The organism is Ideonella sp. BN130291 (assembly GCF_036231905.1).
Taxonomy (GTDB): domain Bacteria; phylum Pseudomonadota; class Gammaproteobacteria; order Burkholderiales; family Burkholderiaceae_C; genus CAMLIZ01.
In genome coordinates, this window is record NZ_JAZARE010000011.1 from 193304 (window position 1) to 213446 (window position 20143).

Annotated in this window: 19 protein-coding genes; 12 read left to right on the forward strand and 7 right to left on the reverse strand. The window is 68.3% G+C overall.

Going from position 1 to position 20143, the window contains the following annotated elements:
- Positions 1–34: 34 nt before the first annotated feature.
- Positions 35–514: an Lrp/AsnC family transcriptional regulator gene (locus VPH43_RS22370; protein ID WP_328579981.1), complete on the reverse strand. Its 480-nt coding sequence runs from the start codon at positions 512–514 to the stop codon at positions 35–37.
- Positions 515–646: 132 nt separating this feature from the next.
- Between VPH43_RS22370 and VPH43_RS22375 the strand changes: the two genes are divergently transcribed.
- From VPH43_RS22375 to VPH43_RS22395, 5 genes are all read left to right on the forward strand, one after another.
- Positions 647–1954 (forward strand): aspartate aminotransferase family protein, encoded by a 1308-nt coding sequence (locus VPH43_RS22375; RefSeq protein ID WP_328579982.1) that lies wholly within the window; start codon positions 647–649, stop codon positions 1952–1954.
- Positions 1955–2032: 78 nt separating this feature from the next.
- On the forward strand, positions 2033–2812 hold the full coding sequence (locus VPH43_RS22380) for a gamma-glutamyl-gamma-aminobutyrate hydrolase family protein (RefSeq protein WP_328579983.1): 780 nt from the start codon (positions 2033–2035) through the stop codon (positions 2810–2812).
- Positions 2813–2856: 44 nt separating this feature from the next.
- Positions 2857–4224 carry a glutamine synthetase family protein gene (locus VPH43_RS22385; protein WP_328579984.1) on the forward strand — a complete coding sequence of 456 codons (1368 nt, stop codon included), beginning with the start codon at positions 2857–2859 and terminating at the stop codon, positions 4222–4224.
- 10 nt (positions 4225–4234) lie between these two features.
- Positions 4235–5608, forward strand: coding sequence for an aspartate aminotransferase family protein (locus tag VPH43_RS22390; protein WP_328579985.1), 1374 nt, complete (start codon positions 4235–4237; stop codon positions 5606–5608).
- Between the two features lie 13 nt (positions 5609–5621).
- Positions 5622–7112, forward strand: a complete 1491-nt coding sequence (locus VPH43_RS22395) for an aldehyde dehydrogenase (protein WP_328579986.1) — start codon at positions 5622–5624, stop codon at positions 7110–7112.
- Here the strand turns inward: VPH43_RS22395 and VPH43_RS22400 are convergent, their stop codons facing one another.
- Positions 7113–7808 carry a Bax inhibitor-1 family protein gene (locus VPH43_RS22400; RefSeq protein WP_442909328.1) on the reverse strand — a complete coding sequence of 232 codons (696 nt, stop codon included), beginning with the start codon at positions 7806–7808 and terminating at the stop codon, positions 7113–7115.
- Between the two features lie 156 nt (positions 7809–7964).
- On the opposite strand from VPH43_RS22400, the gene VPH43_RS22405 reads away from it, so the two are divergent.
- Positions 7965–8852 (forward strand): LysR family transcriptional regulator, encoded by an 888-nt coding sequence (locus tag VPH43_RS22405; RefSeq protein ID WP_328579987.1) that lies wholly within the window; start codon positions 7965–7967, stop codon positions 8850–8852.
- Positions 8853–8876: 24 nt separating this feature from the next.
- Here the strand turns inward: VPH43_RS22405 and VPH43_RS22410 are convergent, their stop codons facing one another.
- Together VPH43_RS22410 and VPH43_RS22415 are read right to left on the reverse strand one after the other, a co-directional pair.
- On the reverse strand, positions 8877–9950 hold the full coding sequence (locus VPH43_RS22410; RefSeq protein ID WP_442909329.1) for an asparaginase: 1074 nt from the start codon (positions 9948–9950) through the stop codon (positions 8877–8879).
- 161 nt (positions 9951–10111) lie between these two features.
- Positions 10112–10537, reverse strand: coding sequence for a nuclear transport factor 2 family protein (locus tag VPH43_RS22415; protein ID WP_328579988.1), 426 nt, complete (start codon positions 10535–10537; stop codon positions 10112–10114).
- A gap of 66 nt (positions 10538–10603) precedes the next feature.
- Between VPH43_RS22415 and VPH43_RS22420 the strand changes: the two genes are divergently transcribed.
- Complete coding sequence (locus tag VPH43_RS22420; protein WP_328579989.1) at positions 10604–11119, forward strand: winged helix-turn-helix transcriptional regulator; 516 nt, start codon at positions 10604–10606, stop codon at positions 11117–11119.
- Here VPH43_RS22420 and VPH43_RS22425 read toward each other — a convergent pair.
- Complete coding sequence (locus tag VPH43_RS22425) at positions 11090–11947, reverse strand: S-methyl-5'-thioadenosine phosphorylase (RefSeq protein WP_442909330.1); 858 nt, start codon at positions 11945–11947, stop codon at positions 11090–11092. The genes VPH43_RS22420 and VPH43_RS22425 overlap by 30 nt on opposite strands.
- A 257-nt stretch (positions 11948–12204) precedes the next feature.
- Here VPH43_RS22425 and VPH43_RS22430 point away from each other — a divergent pair, with 257 nt between their 5' ends.
- Positions 12205–12441, forward strand: a complete 237-nt coding sequence (locus tag VPH43_RS22430; protein ID WP_328579991.1) for a hypothetical protein — start codon at positions 12205–12207, stop codon at positions 12439–12441.
- A gap of 49 nt (positions 12442–12490) precedes the next feature.
- Here the strand turns inward: VPH43_RS22430 and dusA are convergent, their stop codons facing one another.
- Together dusA and VPH43_RS22440 are read right to left on the reverse strand one after the other, a co-directional pair.
- On the reverse strand, positions 12491–13492 hold the full coding sequence (dusA, locus tag VPH43_RS22435; RefSeq protein WP_328579992.1) for a tRNA dihydrouridine(20/20a) synthase DusA: 1002 nt from the start codon (positions 13490–13492) through the stop codon (positions 12491–12493).
- A 56-nt stretch (positions 13493–13548) separates the two neighbouring features.
- Positions 13549–15081: a hypothetical protein gene (locus VPH43_RS22440; protein ID WP_328579993.1), complete on the reverse strand. Its 1533-nt coding sequence runs from the start codon at positions 15079–15081 to the stop codon at positions 13549–13551.
- 239 nt (positions 15082–15320) lie between these two features.
- On the opposite strand from VPH43_RS22440, the gene thpR reads away from it, so the two are divergent.
- From thpR to VPH43_RS22460, 4 genes are all read left to right on the forward strand, one after another.
- A complete protein-coding gene (gene thpR, locus VPH43_RS22445; protein ID WP_328579994.1) occupies positions 15321–15827 on the forward strand; it encodes an RNA 2',3'-cyclic phosphodiesterase in 507 nt (168 codons plus the stop codon).
- A gap of 63 nt (positions 15828–15890) precedes the next feature.
- The gene (locus tag VPH43_RS22450; protein ID WP_328579995.1) at positions 15891–16166 is read left to right on the forward strand and encodes a hypothetical protein; all 276 of its coding nucleotides are present in this window, start codon (positions 15891–15893) and stop codon (positions 16164–16166) included.
- A gap of 167 nt (positions 16167–16333) precedes the next feature.
- On the forward strand, positions 16334–18634 hold the full coding sequence (locus VPH43_RS22455) for an RICIN domain-containing protein (RefSeq protein WP_328579996.1): 2301 nt from the start codon (positions 16334–16336) through the stop codon (positions 18632–18634).
- Positions 18635–18768: 134 nt separating this feature from the next.
- Entirely contained in the window at positions 18769–20133 is a 1365-nt protein-coding gene (locus tag VPH43_RS22460) for a tetratricopeptide repeat protein (protein ID WP_328579997.1), read from the forward strand.
- Positions 20134–20143 lie beyond the last annotated feature (10 nt).

A 20143-nucleotide genomic window follows, 5' to 3' on the forward strand; every position in this document is an offset into this window, starting at 1 on the left:
CACTGACCCGTTGATCGCGACGGCCCTGCACGCTTCACAGCGTCAGGGCCGTTGTTCTTTTCACGGTGCGCAGCACCAGCATGGAGTTGGAACGCCGCACGCCCGGCAGGCGGATGAGCACCTGCGAATGAAAACGCTCCAGGTCTTCCGCATCCCGGTAGGTGAAGCGGATCAGATAGTCGTTGGAGCCGGCCACGTAGAAGCAGTCCAGGATCTGCGGCTCGTCGCGCACCGCGCGCTCGAAAGCCTCCACCTGCGCAGCGCTCAGCGTCTCCAGGTTGACGATGGTGAAGCTGGTGCCCGGCTGCCCCACCGCCTTGGGGTTGAGCAAGGCCACGTACTGTGCGATGACGCCCGAGTCCTCCAGCTGCTTCACGCGGCGCAGGCAGGCGGACGGCGACAGGTGCACCCGCTCGGCAAGCTCCACGTTCGAAAGCCGGCCATTGGCCTGCAGCTCATGGAGGATGGCGAGGTCGATCGCATCAAGTTGCGGCACGGCGGGAGCGGATCGCATCTTCTGCTACAGGGCCATTAAAAGACCGCATGATATTGCGCCACCACGGGTGAACCACTAGCGCTTGACGCAGCACATTGTGCGCCGCGCTCTCTAGACTGCCTGCAACCCGGACCCGACCAGCCACACACCATGACCACCTCACTCGACGCCTACTGGATGCCCTTCACCGCCAACCGGCAGTTCAAGAAGGCCCCTCGCCTGCTCGCCAAGGCGGCCGGCATGCACTACTGGACCGACGACGGCCGCCAGATCCTGGACGGCGTGGCCGGCCTGTGGTGCGTGAACGCCGGGCATGCGCGGCCAAAGATCGTGCAGGCCATTGCCGAGCAGGCGGCTCAGCTGGACTACGCGCCGCCCTTCCAGATGGGCCATCCCAAGGCCTTCGAGCTGGCCGAGCGGCTGGCCGCCATCGCGCCCGCGGGCCTGGACCGGGTGTTCTTCACCAACTCGGGCTCGGAGTCGGTGGACACCGCGCTCAAGATGGCGCTCGCCTACCACCGCGTGCGCGGCGAAGGCTCCCGCACCCGGCTGATCGGGCGCGAGCGCGGCTACCACGGCGTGAACTTCGGCGGCATCTCGGTGGGCGGCATGGTGGCCAACCGCAAGATGTTCGGCACGCTGCTGGCCGGGGTGGACCACATCCGCCACACCCACGACGCGACGCGCAACGCCTTTACCAACGGCCAGCCGCTGCATGGTGCCGAATTCGCCGACGACCTGGAGCGCCTGGTCGCGCTGCACGATGCCTCCACGATTGCCGCTGTGATCGTGGAGCCCATCGCCGGCTCCACCGGCGTGCTGATCCCGCCGCAAGGCTACCTGCAGCGCCTGCGCGAGATCTGCGACAAGCACGGCATCCTGCTGATCTTCGACGAGGTCATCACCGGCTTCGGCCGCACGGGCAACCCTTTCGGCGCGCAGACCTTCGGCGTCACGCCGGACATCATCACCGCCGCCAAGGGCGTCACCAACGGCTGCGTGCCCATGGGCGCGGTGTTCGTCAAGCGCGCGATCCACGACGCGTTCATGAACGGCCCGGAGCACCTGGTGGAGTTCTTCCACGGCTACACCTACTCGGCGCATCCGCTGGCCTGCGCCGCCGGCCTGGCCACGCTGGACACCTATGCCGACGAAGGCCTGCTCACCCGCGCGGCCCAGATGCAGGGCTACTTCGCGGACGCGCTGTTCTCGCTGAAGGGCCTGCCCAACGTGATCGACATCCGCACCATCGGCCTGGTGGGCGGCATCGAGCTGCAGCCGCTGCCCGGCGAGCCCGCCAAGCGGGCGTTCAACGTGTTCCTCGACTGCTTCGAAAAGGGTGTGCTGATCCGCACCACCGGCGACACCCTCGCGCTGTCGCCGCCGCTGATCATCGAGAAGGCGCAGATCGACCAGATCATCGACACCATCGCGGGGGCGCTGAAGCGGGCTGCTTGACTCTGCCGGACGGGTTGGCACACTCGATGCATCCAGCCAGCGCAGGGTGGCGCGCCAACCGCGGCCACCCCCAGCCCGATGAGTTCAACGATCACTTCCCGGACCGGGGCCAAACCGGTCGTCCTGATCCCCGCCTGCAACCGGCTGCTGGGACGCCACGTCTACCACGTCGCGGGCAAGAAATACATTGACGCGGTGCGGCTGGCCGGCTGCCAGCCGCTCATCGTGCCCAGCGCCACCGGGCAGGAACTGGACGCGCTGCTCGACATCGCACACGGCGTGCTGCTCACCGGCTCGCCGTCCAACGTGCACCCCAGCCACTTCCAGGAGGACGTGCTGGACCCGGCCCTGCCGCTGGACCCGGAGCGCGATGCCTGGACGCTGCCGCTGATCCCGAAGACCATCGAACGCGGCATGCCGCTGTTCGCCATCTGCCGCGGTTTCCAGGAGATGAACGTCGCACTCGGCGGCTCGCTGCACCAGGCGGTGCACCGCGTGCCCGGCTTGCGCGACCACCGCGACGACGAAACCCAGCCGATCGACGTGCAGTACGGGCCGGCACACGAGGTGCTTGTGGAGCCGGGAGGGCTGCTGGAACGCATCCTCCAGGCGCCGAGCATCCAGGTGAATTCGCTTCATGGACAGGGCGTCAACCGTCTGGCGCGCGGTCTGCGCGTGGAGGCGCGTGCGCCCGATGGCCTGATCGAGGCCTTTTCGATGGAGCAGGCGCCCGGCTTCGCGCTGGGTCTGCAATGGCATCCCGAATGGCGCGCCGAGCACAACCCAGTTTCGGTGAAGCTGTTCCAGGCCTTCGGCCAGGCGGCGCTGGCCTACCGGGAGCGTCCGCCTCACACCTAGCGTTGCGTTCCGCGCCAGGAACCGTCAACTCAACAGGTGTATTCATGGTCGTGCGAGACAACTTCACATTCAGCGAGCTGGAGCAGTGGCTCAACGAGCGCCGCGTCACTGAGATCGAGTGCCTGGTGCCCGACCTCACCGGCGTGGCGCGCGGCAAGATCCTGCCGCGCGAAAAATTCACCGAGGACCGCGGCATGCGCCTGCCCGAGGGCGTGGTCGCCATGGGCGTGACCGGCGAGTTTCCGCAGGAGGGGCCCTACTACGACGTGATCAGCCGCACCGATTCGGACATGCACCTGCGGCCCGACCCGGCCACCGTGCGCATCGTGCCCTGGGCGGTGGACCCCACGGCCCAGGTCATCCACGACTGCTACGACAAACACGGCAAGATCGTGCCGCACGCGCCGCGCTCCGTGCTGCGCCATGTGTGCCAGCTGTTCGAGGCCGAGGGTTGGGAGCCGGTGGTCGCACCGGAGCTGGAGTTCTATCTCGTGGCGCGCAACACCGACCCCGACATTCCGCTCAAGCCTCCCGTGGGCCGCAGCGGCCGCTCCGAAACCTCGCGCCAGGCCTACTCCATCGACGCGGTGAACGAGTTCGATCCGCTGTTCGAGGACATCTACGACTACTGCAAGCAGATGGAGCTCAACGTCGACACCCTCATCCACGAGATCGGTGCCGGCCAGATGGAAATCAACTTTTTCCACGCCCACCCGCTGCCACTGGCCGACGAGGTGTTCTTCTTCAAGCGCACGGTGCGCGAGGCTGCCCTGCGGCACGACATGTTCGCCACCTTCATGGCCAAGCCGATCGCCGGCGAGCCGGGCAGCGCGATGCATGTGCACCAGAGCCTGATCGACAAGGCCACCGGCCGCAACCTGTTCAGCAACGAGGATGGCACGCCCAGCCAGGAGTTCTACTGGTACATCGGTGGGCTGCAGCGCTACATCCCGGCCTGCATGGCGCTGTTTGCGCCCTATGTGAACTCCTATCGGCGGCTGGCGCGCTACACCGCGGCGCCCATCAACATCCAGTGGGGCATCGACAACCGAACGGTGGGCATCCGCTCGCCGGTAGCGTCGGCCAACGCGCGCCGCATCGAGAACCGCGTGATCGGCGCCGACGCCAACCCCTACGTCGCGCTGGCGGCCACGCTGGCCTGCGGCTACCTCGGCATCAAGCAGCGCATCGAGCCCTCGCCCGAATGCCAGGGCGATGCCTACCTGGGTGACCACCAACTGCCGCGCTCGCTGAGCGAAGCGCTGCTCCTGCTGCTGAAGGAGACCGACCTGCACGAGGTGCTGGGCAAGGGCTTCGTCACCGTCTACACCGAAGTCAAGGAAATCGAATACGCCGAGTTCATGAAGGTGATCTCGCCCTGGGAGCGCGAACACCTGCTGCTGCATGTGTGAAGGAGCCGCCATGACGCGCAGCACGCAAGACTGGCAGGCCGCCGATTCGGCGCACTTCCTGCACCCCTTCACCGACTACCAGACGCTGCAGCGCAAGGGCGCGCGCATCATCACCAAGGCGGACAACGTCTACCTCTGGGACAGCGACGGCCACAAGATCTTCGACGCGATGTCGGGCCTGTGGTGCGTGAACGTCGGTTATGGCCAGCAGGCGCTGGTGGACGCTGCCACCCGCCAGCTGAAGGAGCTGCCCTTCTACAACGCCTTCTTCCAGACCGCCACGCCGCCCGCGATCGAGCTGGCCGAGCTGCTGTCGCAGGTGACGCCACCGGGCTTCAGCCACGTGTTCTTCACCGGCTCGGGCTCGGAGGGCAACGACACCATCGTGCGCATGGTGCGGCGCTACTGGGACGTGCTGGGCCAGCCGCAGCGCCAGTTCATCATGAGCCGCAAGAACGCCTATCACGGCTCCACCATGGCCGGCGCCTCCCTGGGCGGCATGACCGGCATGCACGCGCAAGGTGGGCTGCCGATCCCCGGCATTGCGCACATCGAGCAGCCCTACTGGTTTGCCAACGGCCGCGGCATGACTCCGGAGGAGTTCGGGCTCACGGCGGCCGGGTGGCTGGAAGCCAAGATCGAGGAGCTGGGCCCCCACAACGTGGCCGCTTTCATCGGCGAGCCGGTGCAGGGCGCTGGCGGCGTGATCATCCCGCCCGAGACCTACTGGCCCGAGATCCAGCGCATCTGCGACAAGCACCAGATCCTGCTGGTGAGCGACGAGGTCATCACCGGCTTTGGCCGCACCGGTCGCTGGTTCGGCTGCGAGCGCTTCGGCTTCCGGCCCGACCTGATGACCTTTGCGAAAGGCGTCACCTCCGGTTATGTGCCGCTGGGCGGCGTGATGGTGGGCGAGCGCGTGGTGCGTGTGCTGATCGACCAGGGCGGTGAGTTCGAACACGGCTACACCTATTCCGGCCATCCCGTGGCCTGCGCAGTGGGCCTGGCGAACATCCGGCTGATCCAGCAGCTGGGCCTGGTGGAGCATGTGCGCGACGATGTCGGGCCCTACCTGGCCGAACAGTTCCGTGCGCTGGCCGACCACCCGCTGGTGGGCATGGCCGAAACCTGCGGGCTGATGGGTGCCCTGCTGCTGGTGAAGGACAAGGCCCTGGGCCTGCCCTTCCCTTCCGAGCTTCATCTGGGCATGGTGTGCCGGGGGCATTGCTTTGCCAACGGGCTGATCATGCGGGCCGTGGGTGACCGCATGATCGTGGCGCCGCCGCTGGTGACCACCCGCGCGCAGGTGGACGAGATGACCGCGCTGATCCGGCGCTGCCTGGACCTGACGCTGGCCGACGCCCAGCGCGGAGGTTGGCCTTGACGAAAGACGCACCATGACGCAGATCAACTGGCATGAACGTGCATCGGCGCTGCGCTTCGATGGCCGTGCGCTGATCGACGGGGAACGCCGGGACGCGCACAGCGGCGAAACCTTCGACTGCAAGTCGCCGATCGACGGCCGGGTGCTGACCCCCGTGGCCCGCGGCCGCGAGGCCGACGTGGACGCGGCGGTGAAAGCCGCCCGCGCCGCCTTCGACGACCAGCGCTGGGCCGGCAAGCCACCCGCCGTGCGCAAGCGCATCCTGCAGCGCTTCTCGGACAAGATCCTCGCGGCCAAGGACGAGCTGGCCCTGCTGGAAACGCTGGACATGGGCAAGCCCATCCAGTACTCGCTCAGCGTGGACGTGGCCTCTACCGCGCGCTGCATTGCCTGGTATGCCGAGGCGATCGACAAGGTGTACGACGAGGTGGCACCTACCGCCGCGAATGCGCTGGCGCTGATCACCCGCGAGCCCATGGGCGTGATCGGCGCAATCGTGCCCTGGAACTACCCGATGATCATGGCCGCGTGGAAGCTCGGCCCGGCACTGGCCGCGGGCAACTCGGTGGTGCTCAAGCCCAGCGAGAAGTCACCCCTCACCGCCCTGCGCCTGGGCGAGCTGGCCATCGAGGCCGGTGTGCCGCCGGGTGTGTTCAACGTGGTGCCCGGCTTCGGCCATGAAGCGGGCGAAGCGCTGGCCCTGCACATGGAGGTGGATGCCATCGGCTTCACCGGCTCCACCCGCACCGGCCGGCGCATGCTGGAGTACGCCGGCCGCTCCAACCTCAAGCGCGTGTACAACGAGCTGGGCGGCAAGTCGGCCTTCGTGGTGTTTCCTGATTTCAAAGACCTGGCGCGTGCGGCGAAGACCGTGGCCGCCAGCATCTTCTTCAACCAGGGTGAATCGTGCAATGCGCCGTCGCGCGTGTTGGTGCACGAGAGCATTGCCGACGAGTTCGTGCGCATCACGGCGGCCGAGGCGCCCAACTACCAGCCGGGCGACCCGCTGGACCCGGCCACCGAAATGGGCGCCATCGTCGATGAAACACAACTGCGCACCGTGCTCGGCTACATCGCCACCGGCAGCAGTGAAGGCGCCACCTGCGTGACCGGCGGGCGCCAGGTGCGCCAGGACACCGGTGGCTACTACGTGCAGCCCACCATCTTCGATCACGCCGCCAACGGCATGACGATCGCCCGCGAGGAGATCTTCGGCCCGGTGCTGTCGGTGATCCGCTTCAAGACCGAGCAGGAAGCCGTGCAGCTGGCCAACAACAGCGCCTATGGCCTGTCAGCCAGCGTGTGGAGCGACAACCTGAGCCGCGCGCACCGGGTGGCGCGCGCGCTGCGGGCAGGCATGGTGCATGTGAACCAGTACGACGAGGACGACATCACCGTGCCCTTCGGTGGCTACAAGCAGTCGGGCAACGGGCGGGACAAGTCCCTGCATGCCTTCGACAAGGTCACCGAGCTCAAGACCACCTGGATCCGCATCGATCCGTGATCATTCCTCCCGGCTGCCGCCGATGCCCAGCAGCATGAGCAGCGACTGGAACACGTTGTACAGGCTCAGGTACACGCCCAGCGTGGCGGTGATGTAGTTGGTTTCCAGGCCGTCTCGCACCCGCTTCAGGTCGTGCAGGATGAAGGCCGAGAAGATGCCGATGGCCATCACCGACAGGGCGATCATCAGCGCGCTGGACTGCAGGAAGATGTTGGCGATGCCGGCCACCATCAGCATCACGGCGCCGACGAAGAGCCACTTGCCCATGGCCGACAGGTCGCGCTTGATCACGGTGGACAACGAGGCCATGCCCAGGAAGACGGCGCCGGTGCCGGCGAGGGCCAGCATGATGAGGCTCGCCCCGTTTGCCAGCCCGAGCACAGCACCCACCAGGCGCGACAGCATCAGGCCCATGAAGAACGCAAAGGCCAGCAGCACCGGCACACCGGCCGAGGAGTTCTTGGTGCGCTCGATGGCGAACATGAACCCGAAGGCACCGACCAGGAACACCACCAGGCCGACACCGGGCGACATCGCCGCCGCCATGCCGGTGGCCACGCCGATCCAGGCGCCCAGCACCGTGGGCACCATGGACAGCGCCAGCAGCCAGTAGGTGTTGCGCAGCACGCGGTTGCGCGCCACCGCGGACGCGCCTGCACCGCCATAACTTGTTGAAACAGCCTGCAAGTTGTTCACGAGGTTCTCCTTGGATGGGTGCCTGCATCCCCGGTGGGACGGACGGCACGGTCTGGCCACTCTAGTGGCCTTCGACCCTCAGAAGAAGCAGAAGTCATCTTCGTTTAACTTCGCTTTTTACGAACCCGGCGGCGCCACCTCACTAGAATGCCCGGCATGAACCTGCCCTTCAACTACAGGCACCTGCACTACTTCTGGGTGGTGGTGAAGGAAGGCGGCATCGCGCGCGCGGCGGAGCGCCTGGGCATGGCGGTGCAGACGGTTAGCTCACAGGTGGGCGACCTGGAGCGCTCGCTCGGCTTCACGCTGCTGAAGTCCTCCGGCCGCCGGCTGGAGCTCACCGAGGCCGGCAAGGAGGCGTTTCGCCATGCCGAGGCCATCTTCCAGCTGGGGGCCGAATTGCAGGGCGCGGTGCGCCAGGCCGCCACCTCGGCCACGCGCAAGTTCGCGGTCGGGATCACCGACGGCCTGCCCAAGGCGGCCGTGCTGCGCCTGCTGGAGCCGATCTCCCGGATGGACTCGGTGCACCTGCAGGCCTGGGAATACGGCTTCGACGACATGCTGGCCGCACTGGCGCTGCACCGGCTGGACCTGGTGCTGGCGGACCGGCCCGCGCCGCACAACGCCAACCTCAAGGTGTTCAACCACCGGCTGGGCGCCGCCTCCATCGAGTGGTACGCCGCGCCGGCGCTCCACACTGGCACCGCCCTGCCCTTCCCGCACAGCCTGGGTGAGCTGCCCTTGCTGCTGCCGACGCACGACATGGCCCTGCGCACCCGCATCGACCAGTGGCTGGATGCGCAGAAGCTGCGTCCGCGCGTGGTGGGTGAGTTCGCCGACAGCGGATTGATGGCCACCTTCGGCGCCCACGGGATGGGCGCCTTCCCCGCCACGGGTTGGTCGCGCGACGACCTCACGCGTGGCCGGGGGCTGGTGCTGCTGGGCGCCTCGCCGGACGTGCTGGAGCAGTTCTATGCGATCAGCGCGGAGCGCAAGATCCAGAACCCGCTGATCCAGGAGATCCTGGCGCAGCAGTTCGATTGAGGCGCCCGGCGAGGCGGACGGCCCTCAGTACTGCCAGAAGATGCGCTGCAGCTCCTTGGTGTCGCTGGTCTTGGTCAAGGCCAGCGCCGCCAGGATCTTGGCCTTCTGCGGGTTGAGGTCGTGCGCCACCACCCAGTCGTACTTGTCGTCCGGCTGCTCGGAGTTGCGCAGCACGAAGCCGTCACCCACGCGCGAGGAGCGGATCACCTGCAGGCCCTGGGCACGCAGCGCACGCAGCTTGTCCACCGCATAGTTGGCCACCGAGCCATTGCCGGTGCCGGCATGCACGATGGCCTTGGCGCCACTGCGCTGCACGGCGTCGTACAGCTCCAGCGACATGTTGCCCGAGCCGTAGACGATCTGCACTTCGGGCAGCGCGTCGATGGTGTCGATGTCGAACTCGCTGCCCATGGTGTGGCGCTTGGCGGGATGGCGGAACCAGTAGGTCTGGCCTTCCACCGCCATGCCCAGCGGGCCCCACTGGCTGGTGAACGCGTTGGTCTTGATGTTGATGCGCTTGGTGACGTCGCGGCCGGAGTGGATCTCGTCGTTCATGGCCACCAGCACGCCCTTGCCGCGCGATTGCGGGCTGCCGGCCACCACCACGGCGTTGTAGAGGTTGAGCATGCCGTCGGCCGACATGGCAGTGCCCGGGCGCATGGAGCCCACCACCACCACCGGCTTGTCGCTGTGGATCACCAGGTTCAGGAAGAAGGAGGTTTCCTCCAGCGTGTCGGTGCCATGGGTGACCACGATGCCGTCCACGTTCGGATCCTTGGTGAGCGCGGACACACGCTTGCCCAGGGTGACCAGCTTGTCGTTGGTGAAGCTCTCGGACGCAATCTGGAAGGCCTGCTCGCCGCGCACCTGCGCCACGTCGGCCAGCTCCGGCACGCCGGCGATGAGCTTGTCCACCGGCACCTTGGCCGCCTGGTAGGTGGCGCTGTTGGCGGCGGTGGCGCCTGCGCCGGCGATGGTCCCGCCGGTGGCCAGGATCACCACGCGCGGCTTGGCGGGGGCCTGGGCGACGGCCAGCGCCGCAGAGGCGCTGAGAGCGATGGCCGCCATGCAGCGGACGAACAAGGAACGCGACAACATGAAATCTCCTCGGAACATTTGATGGTTGGCGCCGGGCTCGGCGCGTCATCAATGTAGGAGCAGCTGCCGGTGCGAGTGTTGCCGTTTTGGCACCCGTGCACGGCGAAAATTTCGGAAATCCACCGGTGACGCATGAGGCCATGCCGCCACGGCATGAAGGGTCATGCGGGCGCGCCCCTGGCGCTGCGCTCACAGGCTTCGGCCAGGACCTGCGTGTCGAGGTAGAGCACGTCCTCCACCACCTTGCCCCAGCGCAGCTTGAGGTACTGCACGCCATGGTTGGTGATCTGCCCGCCATCGGGCATGGGCACGGTGTCGGTGAAGCGGGTGAGCACGCGGGTGTTCCATGGCAACCCGCGCACATGCACGTCGTGCAGCTCGAAGCGGATGCCGGGAAAGGTGCGCAGCAGGCGCTCAAACCAGTCGGTGACGGCGGCCTTGCCGCGCACGTCGGCCGCCAGCGCATGCCGGCCCGGGAAGCGCAGCCACGCCCGCTCGTGAAAGCGGGCCAACACCGGCGCGGCCTCACCCCTGCTGAGGCTGGCAAAGCCGCCGCGAACAATGCGTTCCACCACGAATGCGTACATCGCACCCTCCATCAAGTTTCTTCAGGGAACTTTCATCGTACCCCATGGCGCTCTAAGATCCAACCCATGCCGCTGCGTACCGCTTTTTCCGAGATGAACTGCTCGCTGGCCCGCGCGCTGGACCAGATGGGCGATCCCTGGGCGCTGCTCATCCTGCGTGAATGCTTGATCGGGGTGGAGCGTTTCGACGACTTCCAGCAGGCGCTGGGCGTGGCGCGCAAGGTGCTGGCCGACCGGCTGGCGCGGCTCACCACCCACGGGCTGCTGGAGCGGGTGCCGCTGGACGGCAGCGGCAAGCGGGCCGCCTACCGGCTCACCGACAAGGGCCACGCGCTGGTGCCGGCGCTGGTGGCGGTGATGCAGTGGGGCGACACCTGGGTCTCCGGCTCGGGCCGCGAGCCGGTGCGCCTTACCGGCGCCCGCGGCGCGGTGCTGGCGCCGGTGCAGTTGCGCACGTCGCAGGGCAAGCCGGTGCCGCCCCACCAGGTGCGCATGGCGCCGGGCCCGGGGGCCGACCGGCGAACCCGCGGCCACCTGGCGCAGTGCGCCGCGCTACAGGACGCGCCCGGCCACCACGCGTAGCTTGTCCAGCAGCACCGGGTCGCGAGCCGACGGCGCCGTGATCAGTGCATGGTCCAGCGCGCGCCGGCAGGCACACTCCGGCGCTGCGGCGTCATTCACCACCTGCCGCACCATCCCGCTCACCAGTTCCTTGGCCTGCCCGGCATTGGCCAGCAGCACCCGCACGATCGCGTCCACCGTCACCGTGTCATGGTCGGGATGCCAGCAGTCGTAGTCGGTCACCATCGCCACCGCGGCGTAACACAGCTCCGCCTCGCGCGCGAGCTTGGCTTCGGGCAGGTTGGTCATGCCGATCACGTCGCAGCCCCAGGCGCGGTACAGGCGTGATTCGGCCAGGGTGGAGAACTGCGGGCCCTGCATCGCGAGGTAGGTTCCTCCACGCCGGTGCGGCACATCGGCGGCCTGCAGGCTTGCCTGCACATGGTCGCCAAGCCGGCCGCACACCGGCTGCGCCATCGCCACATGGGCCACCATGCCGGTGCCGAAGAAGGAGCCCGCCCGGCCGCTGGTGCGGTCCACGAACTGGTCCACCACCACGAAGGTGCCCGGCGGCAGGTCGCGCCGCAGGGAACCCACGGCGCTGACGGCCAGCACGTCGGTGACACCCAGGCTCTTGAGCGCATGGATGTTGGCGCGGTAGTTCACCTCGTCGGGCGGAATCCGGTGCCCGCGCCCGTGGCGCGGCAGGAAGGCGATTGGGGCTCCGGCCAGGCGGCCCACCAGCACCTCGTCGGAAGGCGGCCCCCAGGGCGTGTCGCAGTGCACCCAGCGTGTGTCCGTGAGGCCCGGCAAGTCGTACAGCCCACTGCCACCGATGACACCCATCATGTTCATGAAAACCTCCTACCAGCCCGCAGCGCCACCGCGCGTGGCGCCGCCTCCGGATCATGCCGGAGCACCCACGCAGCCCGCGCAGCGCGGCCCAGCCCCGATATGCGGGCACAACCGCACGAAGCGGGCGGCTAACACGCGCCGAACATGGGCTGGCTCAACATAAGGGTTTACCCCAGTGGCATAGTGAGCACACCGGCCAAAGTAAGCCGCGGCCCACGAAGCCGCACGCGATGGCCGGATTGGAAACCACCATGTCCACCTATCTTCATATCCAAGTGCCGGCACAGACGGCCATTCCCCGCGGCGCCGTGCTTGTGGGCCGCCTGATCGAAACCTTCCAGGCCTATGCCAAGGCCCGCAAGGCGGAGCGCAAGCTTCGCGAGCGTGCCCATGACGCGCGCCGGGTGCGTGAGCTGGCCAACCGCCTGCAGTCGTCCGACCCCGGCATGGCCAGCGATCTGCGCTGCATGCTCGACCGCGACTGCTGAACCCGCGGGCTTCGTCCGCCTCGCGGGGAGAACGCCCGCCCGGACCTGGTCAGGCCATCGTGGCAGGCAGGAGCGCTTCACGGGCCAGCGCCTGCACCTCGTGGGCGGGCCTCTCCTTCAGCCGGTGGTCCGACCACACCTGGCGCCAGCGCCGCGCACCCGGCACGCCGTTCCACAAGCCCATCATGTGGCGCGATATGTGCGACCACGGCGTGCCGCGCGCCGCCTGCCGCTGCATGTAGGCCACCATGGCGTCCTCGACCGCTGCGCGCGTCAGATCGGAAGGCGGTTCGCCGAAGAAGCGCGCGTCCCACTCGGCCATCACCCAGGGGTTGTGATAGGCCTCGCGGCCGAGCATCACGCCGTCCAGGATCTGCAGCTGTTCGGCCACCTGCTCGTTGGTCTTCACGCCGCCGTTGAGCACGATGGTCAGCTGCGGGAATTCCCCCTTCAGCTGGTGCACGAACTCGTAGCGCAGCGGCGGCACCTCGCGGTTTTCCTTCGGGCTCAGGCCCTGCAGCCAGGCGTTGCGCGCGTGGACGATGAACACCTCGCAACCTGCGGCCGCCACGGTGCCGACGAAGTCGCGCACGAAGGCATAACTCTCGGTGCGGTCGATGCCGATGCGGTGTTTCACCGTCACCGGCAAGCTGGTGGCGTCGCGCATCGCCTTCACGCAGTCGGCCACGAGCCGCGGTTCGTTCATCAGGCAGGCGCCGAAGGCGCCGCGCTGCACCCGCTCGCTGGGGCAGCCACAGTTGAGGTTCACCTCGTCGTAGTGCCAGCGCTGCGCCAGCCGGGCGCACGCGGCCAGGTCGTCCGGCTCGCTGCCGCCGAGCTGCAGCGCCACCGGATGCTCCTCATCGTTGTAGTCGAGGTGGCGCGGCACGTCGCCGTGCAATAGCGCGCCGGTGGTCACCATCTCGGTGTAGAGCAGCGCATGCCGGGTGATCTGGCGATGGAAGTAGCGGCAATGGTGGTCGGTCCAGTCCATCATCGGGGCCACGGACAGCCGCCAGGCACTTCTCCCAGAGGAAACTTCTTTCTCCATGGGCGGCATTGTGCTGCCGACTTCCGCACTGCCACCGGCCGCGGCCGCCAGCTCGTTCAGTCCTTCGCACCCAGCGCGTTGGTCCGGCGTGCAGATCCTCCGGCCAGGTGCTCGTACGACAGCGTGCCGACGATGCTGCCGTTGCCGGTCAGTTGTGGGGATCGTGGCCGGAAGGACAGGTCGATGTCGTCGAACCCCAGAACCGCCGCATTGCTGCCACGCTCGTTCTTGGCGGCGTTGCTGGACGGGCAGTACCCGACGTACACGTTGGCATCGATCCGTTTCGCACCCGGTGCCTGGCCGCCGATGAAGAACGGGTACAGCTCATGGCCCGCATCGTCGTAGTAGCGCGAGAAGGCGACGAAGGTGTTGTGCTCGACGGTCAGGCCCCAGGCCCGGCTGGTGGAAGCGGATTCCACGCCGAAGGTGATCGATGCGCCATTGGACTGGTTGCCGGAGCGGTTCTTGACGAAGATGTTGTTGCGCGCCTCCAGGATGCCGCCGTCCGGCACGTCGAGCAGATAAGCCTCGGCCTGGGTGCCCGCAGCCGCACGCTGGCCGCTGAGGTAGCTGCCCTCCACCACCGTGCGCTGCGCACGCGACTTCAGCTCGTGGCCATAGAACGAATCGTGGCTCCATGACCCCCGCACCAGGAACGTGAAGCCGGGGTCGGTCTTGCTGGCGTTGATGTAGGCGTTGTGCTCGGGGCCGCCTGCGCCGCCGTTGCTGTCGAGCTCGACATTTTCGAGCAGCAGCGTGCCGCTGTTGTTGCCGGTGGCGAAGATGCCGTTGGCCGAGTGCTGCTTGAAGCCAGCGATGCGCACGCGGCGCAGCGTGAGGTCTTTCGCGCCGTTGACGTAGATGCCCGCCTTGCCGATGTTGCCTCCCCCTGCCGCGTCCACGATGTCGATGTTCTCGATGGTGATGTTGGTGGCCGGCTTGACCACCGCGCCGCTGGCGTCGAAGCGACCCTCGATGTAGACCAGCGACTGGCCATACGTGGCGTTCGACGCGCCGGTGGCCGGGTTGACGATGACCGGCCGCACACCATCGACGGACACACCCCGGATCGTGATGTTCTCCGGCACGCTGAACACGCCCGCCGAATAGTCGGCATCGTTGGCTGCGTTGGGGCCGAGGTAGATCTGCATGTCGCGGCCGCTGTAGACCGCCGGGTAGACCTTGAACACGTCCCCGCTCCGGTACTGCAGGTACGGCTGGCGCCGGAACGGGCCGACCGCCGTGTCCCCGCCATCGGCGCTGTTCGGCTTGGAATAGCCCTTGTCGCCGCCCAGCGAGGTGTAGGTGGCGATCACGACGCCGTTGCGCACCTGCTCGATGCGCGGTGTGCCGGACGTCGCGGGTGCATCCTGCTTCTGGATGCTCGCGGGGTTCCAGGTCCACTGCGCCGGGTAGTTGCCCGTGGCGCACTGATCGGTGCCGTACTGGGTGGCTGGGGAGTAGCCGACCTGTGACGACACCGGCGCCGACGCGGCTGGCGTGGGGGCGGCGGCCTCGCCCGGCCCTGCCCCCGCGTCGGATGACTGGGACCCGCCGCAACCTGCGAGCACCAGGGCGAAAAGCAACACGGCTATCTTCTTGCTGGACATCTTCCGTCTCTCCTCCGAGGTGGCGAAGTAGGCCGAAAGACCAGCGCAGCCGTCAACCACTGAAGAGATCGGTTACGACACAAAACGGCGCTCTGCGTGAACTTGGCCTTCCCATCGTGCCGAACGAATCGCCTGCTGCGTCGCTGGCGCCGGCACATGGGTTGCCGCCGTTTGCCGGGCGCCTTCATCCGCCCTCACGCCCCCGCAGCATCCTCCACATGGACACCGCCCGCCTGTTCCTGGCGCTCTGGCCCGACGAAGCCATCCGCGCCCATCTTGCTCGTGCGCAGGCCACCCTGCCTTGGCCGGCCGGCGCCCGCCCGACCCTTGCGGAAAACCTGCACGCCACGCTGCACTTCATCGGCGCGGTGCCAAGCGATCGCCTCGTGGCGCTGATACCCGCGTTGGCCGTCCCGCCGCGCCGCATCGAGCTGCAGTTGGACCGGCTGGAGCTCTGGCCCAACGGCATTGCCGCCTGGGTGCCCGGCACCACCCCTGCCGCCCTGCGGGCGCTGCACGGCGAGCTCGAAGAACGCCTGCGCGACCTGCAGCTGCCCGTCGAAGCCCGGCCCTATCGGCCGCACGTGACACTCGCGCGCCGTGCCACCGGCCTGGACTCTCGAACCCCGGGCGCACTGCCGCCGCTGCAATGGCATTGTGACGGGCATGCCCTGGTGGAGTCGGCCGCGGGCCGGTACCGCGTGCTGCATCGCTACGACGCCTGAGCCGCTTCATGCCGTGAAGCCCCTGCGGCGCTCTCGGCGCACCGGCAGCGCTATGGTGAGCCCATGACAGTTCGCGTCGAATGCGGCCCGTCCGCCCAGGGGGAGCCAGAGCCGGTGGTGCTGTGGCTGGGCCGGCGCCGCCTGCAGGTGCTGGAGGTGGTGGACCGCTGGTTCGCACCGGCCATGCGCTGGTTCAAGGTGCACACCGAGGACGGGCAGCTCTATGTGCTGCGGCTGGACGAACACTCCGGCCGCTGGGAACTGGCGGCGCTGACCCGCCAGGCCGACGCGCCCAATTCTGCGCACCCGGCATCCCGCGGCCCGCGCATGAGCCACTGATCCGGCCGGGGCGCACGCCCGCCTTGTCACCCCCTGTCACCCCCGCCGGCCCCGCGCTGGCGCGCCGCACTTCCAGAATCGAACCGCGTCGCGGCCCGCCATGCGGCATCCAGCCCGCATCACTGCGCCGCACGGCGTGTCGTGCAGTCCATTCATCGGGGAGTGTCATGTATTCCAACTCAGGTCTGATCAGAAACCTGGCCAGGTGGGGGCGCACAGCAGCCCTGCTGGCCGCGGGCGCCGCGCTCGGCAGCGCGGCGATGGCGCAAACGCCCACCACGGCGGTGGCCCAGCACTCGGGCAAGTGCCTGGACGTGCGCGGCGGCCCGGGCGCCACCGGCGACGGCGCGCGCATCGAACAATGGGCCTGCACCGGCCAGTCCAACCAGGCGTGGACGCTGAAGGACATGGGCGGTGCGCGCTACGAGTTCATCGCCAACCACAGCGGCAAGTGCATGGAGGTGCTCAACGGCGCCACCGCCAACGGCGCGGCCATCCAGCAGGCCACTTGCACCGGCATGCCGCAGCAGCTGTGGACGCTCAAGAGCCAGGGCAATGGCACGTACCAGGTGCTGTCAGTGCCCAGCGGCCGCTGTCTTGACGTGACCGGTGGCCCCACCGCCACCGCCGACGGCGTGTTCACCGAGCTGTGGGACTGCACCGGCCAGGCCAACCAGATCTGGGCCCTGACGCCGCCCGCCACCGCGCAGGCGCAGCAGGTGGTGGTGCAGCATTCCGGCCAGTGCCTGGACGTGCGCGGCGGCGTGGCCGCCACGGCCGATGGCGCCCTCATCGAGCAGTGGCCCTGCAGCGGCATGGACAACCAGAAATGGACCCTGCGCGACATGGGCAACTCCAGGTTCGAACTGGTGGTCACCAGCAGCGGCAAGTGCATCGAGGTCAGGAACGGCGGCACCGCCAACGGCTCGGCCATCCAGCAGGCCACCTGCACCGGCAGCACGCGCCAGCTGTGGACCGTGAAGCCGCTGGGCGGCGGGCAGAACCAGATCATTGCCGCGGGCAGCGGCCGCTGCCTGGACGTGACCGGCGGCCCCGGCGCCACCGCGCAGGGCACCCTCACCGAGCTGTGGGACTGCACGGGCCAGCCCAACCAGTCGTGGGCCTTCAGCGCCAGCGGCTCCACCCCACCGCCGCCCACCGGCACGCCGGGGCCCTATGGCCAGGATGCCTCGCAATACAACCTGGTGTTCGCCGACGAGTTCGAAGGCACCAGCCTGGACACCAGCAAGTGGATCGATCACCTCTGGTACCAGCCCGCCGACACCACGCCCAACTATGCGGTGAGCAACGGCAGCCTCAAGATCTGGCCCGTGGCCGGCACCGACTACAAGCGCGACTACCGCCACATCACCACCGACGGGCGCTACTACCAGACCTACGGCTTCTACGAGATCGAGGCCAAGCTGCCGCGCGGCAAGGGCCCGTGGCCGGCGTTCTGGCTCTACAACCACGATTCCGCCGGCGACTTCCGCCCCGAGATCGACATCATGGAGGCCTACCCGGGTGGCGGCCCGAACAGCGGCTGGTCCGACGCCAACCTGCACCCCACCGCCTTTGCGGCCACTGTGTGGCGCGGCAACCCGGGCGACCAGGCCGGCTTCAAGATGCTACAGACCACCGACCTGTCCGCCGGCTTCCACAAGTACGCGGTGAAGTGGGAACCGGGCAAGCAGACCTTCTACTTCGACGGCCAGCCGTTCTACACGCTCAACGTGAGCATGAGCAATCGCATGTACATCCTGCTCAGCTTCCAGTTCGGCAGCGCCAGCGGGCCGGGCGATGCCAGCACCCCCACCGGGCAAGGCAACTCGTTCGAGGTGCGCTATGTGCGGGCCTGGAGCTTCAAGAACGCGCAGACCGCGGCCAAGGTGGTGGCCTACCACGGCGACTCCACCGTCTGGGGCTACCGCTCCGGCGTGGGCGACCAGGTGCCCACGCCGGCACCCAGGGCCTTTGCCGATGCCCTCATCGCCGCCGGCCGCGAGGTGGATGTGCGCAACGAGGGCGTGAGCGGCACCACCGCCTGCGACCTGCTCAACGGCACCGACGGCAAACACGCGCCGTGGTCCAGCTACATCGCCTCGTCGCCCGCGCAGGCGGTGATCATCAACCACGCGATCAACGACGAATGGCGCTACGACGTGGCCACCTACCAGTCCTGCCTGCGCCAGCTGGCGCAGCTGGCCAAGGGCCGCGGCAAGCAGGTGATCTTCGAGACCCCCAACCCCACGCGCGACAGCGGCCCGAATGGGCTGGACGTGTACGTCAACGCCATGAAGCAGGTGGCCTCGCAGGAGGGCCTGCCAGTGATCGACCAGTACGCCAACCTCACGGCCTACCTCAACGGCCGCAGCATCACCACGATCTGCCCGGACGGGGTGCATCCGAGCGAGGACGTGTACATGATGAAGGGCCAGTACGCGGCACAGCGGTTCGCCGGCATGTGACCGGTCGCTGAAGCGACACGGCTGTGCGCGATTCGCACAGCCGTAACGGCTTGAAAAAGCGCGGCCTGGCGCGGTGATGCCCCACCGATACTCCGGGCCGGGCCGCGCGGGTCGGACATCTGCCGGTCCGTTGCATGACGGCCGACACCACCGCACCTCCCCAGCAGCAACAGCACACGGCCACGCCGGCTTTGGCACTGCCACGCAACGTGGTGGAGGCAGAGCTCAACCGCATGCTCGCCAGCCCCGAGTTCGCGCCCTCGCCACGCCAGCAGCGCTTCCTGCAGTACCTGGTGCACCACGCGTTGGCCGGCCAGGGCGTCACCCTGAAGGAGACGGTGCTGGCGGTCGAAGTGTTCGGCCGCCATGCCGACCGGTTCGATCCCCGGCAGGACAGCATCGTGCGGGTGGAGGCCGGCCGGCTGCGCCGCCGGCTCGCGCGCTACTACGGCGGCAGCGGCAAGGGCTCCTGCATGCGGGTGGAGCTGCCGGTGGGCAGCTACGTGCCGCTGCTGCACGCCCATCAGGCGCTCAAGGATGCGGCGGCCACGCGTCGCGCTCGCGACCTGGTCGAGCGGGGCGAGAACTTCCTGCGCCAGACCAGCGAGGAGGCCATGCGCAAGGCGCTGCAGCGCTTCCAGGCAGCAGTGCGTGAAGCGCCCGCCTATGCCCGCGCCTACAAGGGCCTGGCGCGCGCCTGCACCGGCCTGGTGGCGTGCTGGCACGAACCCGCAACGCCCTGGATCGCGGATGCGCTGGCGGCGTTCAAGCATGCCGCGGCGCTGGACCCGTCGGACGCCGAGACCGTGATGCTGATCGGCGGCCTGCACCACCGCTACGACCACGACTGGGCCTTGGCCCGGCCGTGGCTGGAGCGCGCCGTGGAGATGAGCCCGAACAACGCGATCGTGCGCTGCGGGCGCGGCTTCTACCTGGTGCTGGCCGGTGCTGACGAGGAGGCGGAGCAGGAGCTGCAGCTCGCGCGTCGGCTCGACCCTCACTTCCTGCAGGCGCGCCAGTTCATGGCCGGGCTTCGGGTGGCACAGCGCCGCTGGGACGATGCGGACAAGGAACTGGAGGCGCTGCTGGACATCGCGCCCGGGTACTTCTCGGCCCAGCTCACCGTGGCCGACGTGTTGCGCTATCGCGGCCGGCTCGAGGCGGCGCAGGTGGTGTATCGCCGCGTGCAGCACGCCTTTCCCACGCATGCCGCCGGCTGGCTGGGCGAGGCCCAGGTGTTTGCCTTGCAAGGCCAGAGCAACGCATGCGAACAGGCCATCGCCCAGGCGCGCGAACGCATGGGCGGCACCATTCCCACCTATGCGATGGCCAAGGTGCTGGCGTGTGCGGGCCAGGTGGACCAGACGCTGGCGCTGCTGCGCGAGAGTGCTGCCACTCGCGACCCGGGTTTCCTGTTCGGCAACATCGAGCCGGCCTTCGATCCCTTGCGCAACCACCCGGACTTCGTGGCGCTGTACCGGCGCGTTCGCGCGCCGTAGCATGGGCCGC

What these genes read in the sequence shown, in the direction of transcription:
- VPH43_RS22405 (WP_328579987.1), top strand. Translation starts at nt 7,965, where the DNA reads ATGAACCTGCCCTTCAACTACAGGCACCTGCACTACTTCTGGGTGGTG.
- VPH43_RS22450 (WP_328579995.1), top strand. Translation starts at nt 15,891, where the DNA reads ATGACAGTTCGCGTCGAATGCGGCCCGTCCGCCCAGGGGGAGCCAGAG.
- VPH43_RS22385 (WP_328579984.1), top strand. Translation starts at nt 2,857, where the DNA reads ATGGTCGTGCGAGACAACTTCACATTCAGCGAGCTGGAGCAGTGGCTC.
- VPH43_RS22460 (WP_328579997.1), top strand. Translation starts at nt 18,769, where the DNA reads ATGACGGCCGACACCACCGCACCTCCCCAGCAGCAACAGCACACGGCC.
- VPH43_RS22415 (WP_328579988.1), bottom strand. Translation starts at nt 10,537, where the DNA reads ATGTACGCATTCGTGGTGGAACGCATTGTTCGCGGCGGCTTTGCCAGC.
- VPH43_RS22370 (WP_328579981.1), bottom strand. Translation starts at nt 514, where the DNA reads ATGCGATCCGCTCCCGCCGTGCCGCAACTTGATGCGATCGACCTCGCC.
- VPH43_RS22420 (WP_328579989.1), top strand. Translation starts at nt 10,604, where the DNA reads ATGCCGCTGCGTACCGCTTTTTCCGAGATGAACTGCTCGCTGGCCCGC.
- VPH43_RS22390 (WP_328579985.1), top strand. Translation starts at nt 4,235, where the DNA reads ATGACGCGCAGCACGCAAGACTGGCAGGCCGCCGATTCGGCGCACTTC.
- VPH43_RS22425 (WP_442909330.1), bottom strand. Translation starts at nt 11,947, where the DNA reads ATGATGGGTGTCATCGGTGGCAGTGGGCTGTACGACTTGCCGGGCCTC.
- VPH43_RS22410 (WP_442909329.1), bottom strand. Translation starts at nt 9,950, where the DNA reads ATGTTGTCGCGTTCCTTGTTCGTCCGCTGCATGGCGGCCATCGCTCTC.
- VPH43_RS22380 (WP_328579983.1), top strand. Translation starts at nt 2,033, where the DNA reads ATGAGTTCAACGATCACTTCCCGGACCGGGGCCAAACCGGTCGTCCTG.
- VPH43_RS22395 (WP_328579986.1), top strand. Translation starts at nt 5,622, where the DNA reads ATGACGCAGATCAACTGGCATGAACGTGCATCGGCGCTGCGCTTCGAT.
- VPH43_RS22375 (WP_328579982.1), top strand. Translation starts at nt 647, where the DNA reads ATGACCACCTCACTCGACGCCTACTGGATGCCCTTCACCGCCAACCGG.
- dusA (WP_328579992.1), bottom strand. Translation starts at nt 13,492, where the DNA reads ATGGAGAAAGAAGTTTCCTCTGGGAGAAGTGCCTGGCGGCTGTCCGTG.
- VPH43_RS22455 (WP_328579996.1), top strand. Translation starts at nt 16,334, where the DNA reads ATGTATTCCAACTCAGGTCTGATCAGAAACCTGGCCAGGTGGGGGCGC.
- VPH43_RS22430 (WP_328579991.1), top strand. Translation starts at nt 12,205, where the DNA reads ATGTCCACCTATCTTCATATCCAAGTGCCGGCACAGACGGCCATTCCC.
- thpR (WP_328579994.1), top strand. Translation starts at nt 15,321, where the DNA reads ATGGACACCGCCCGCCTGTTCCTGGCGCTCTGGCCCGACGAAGCCATC.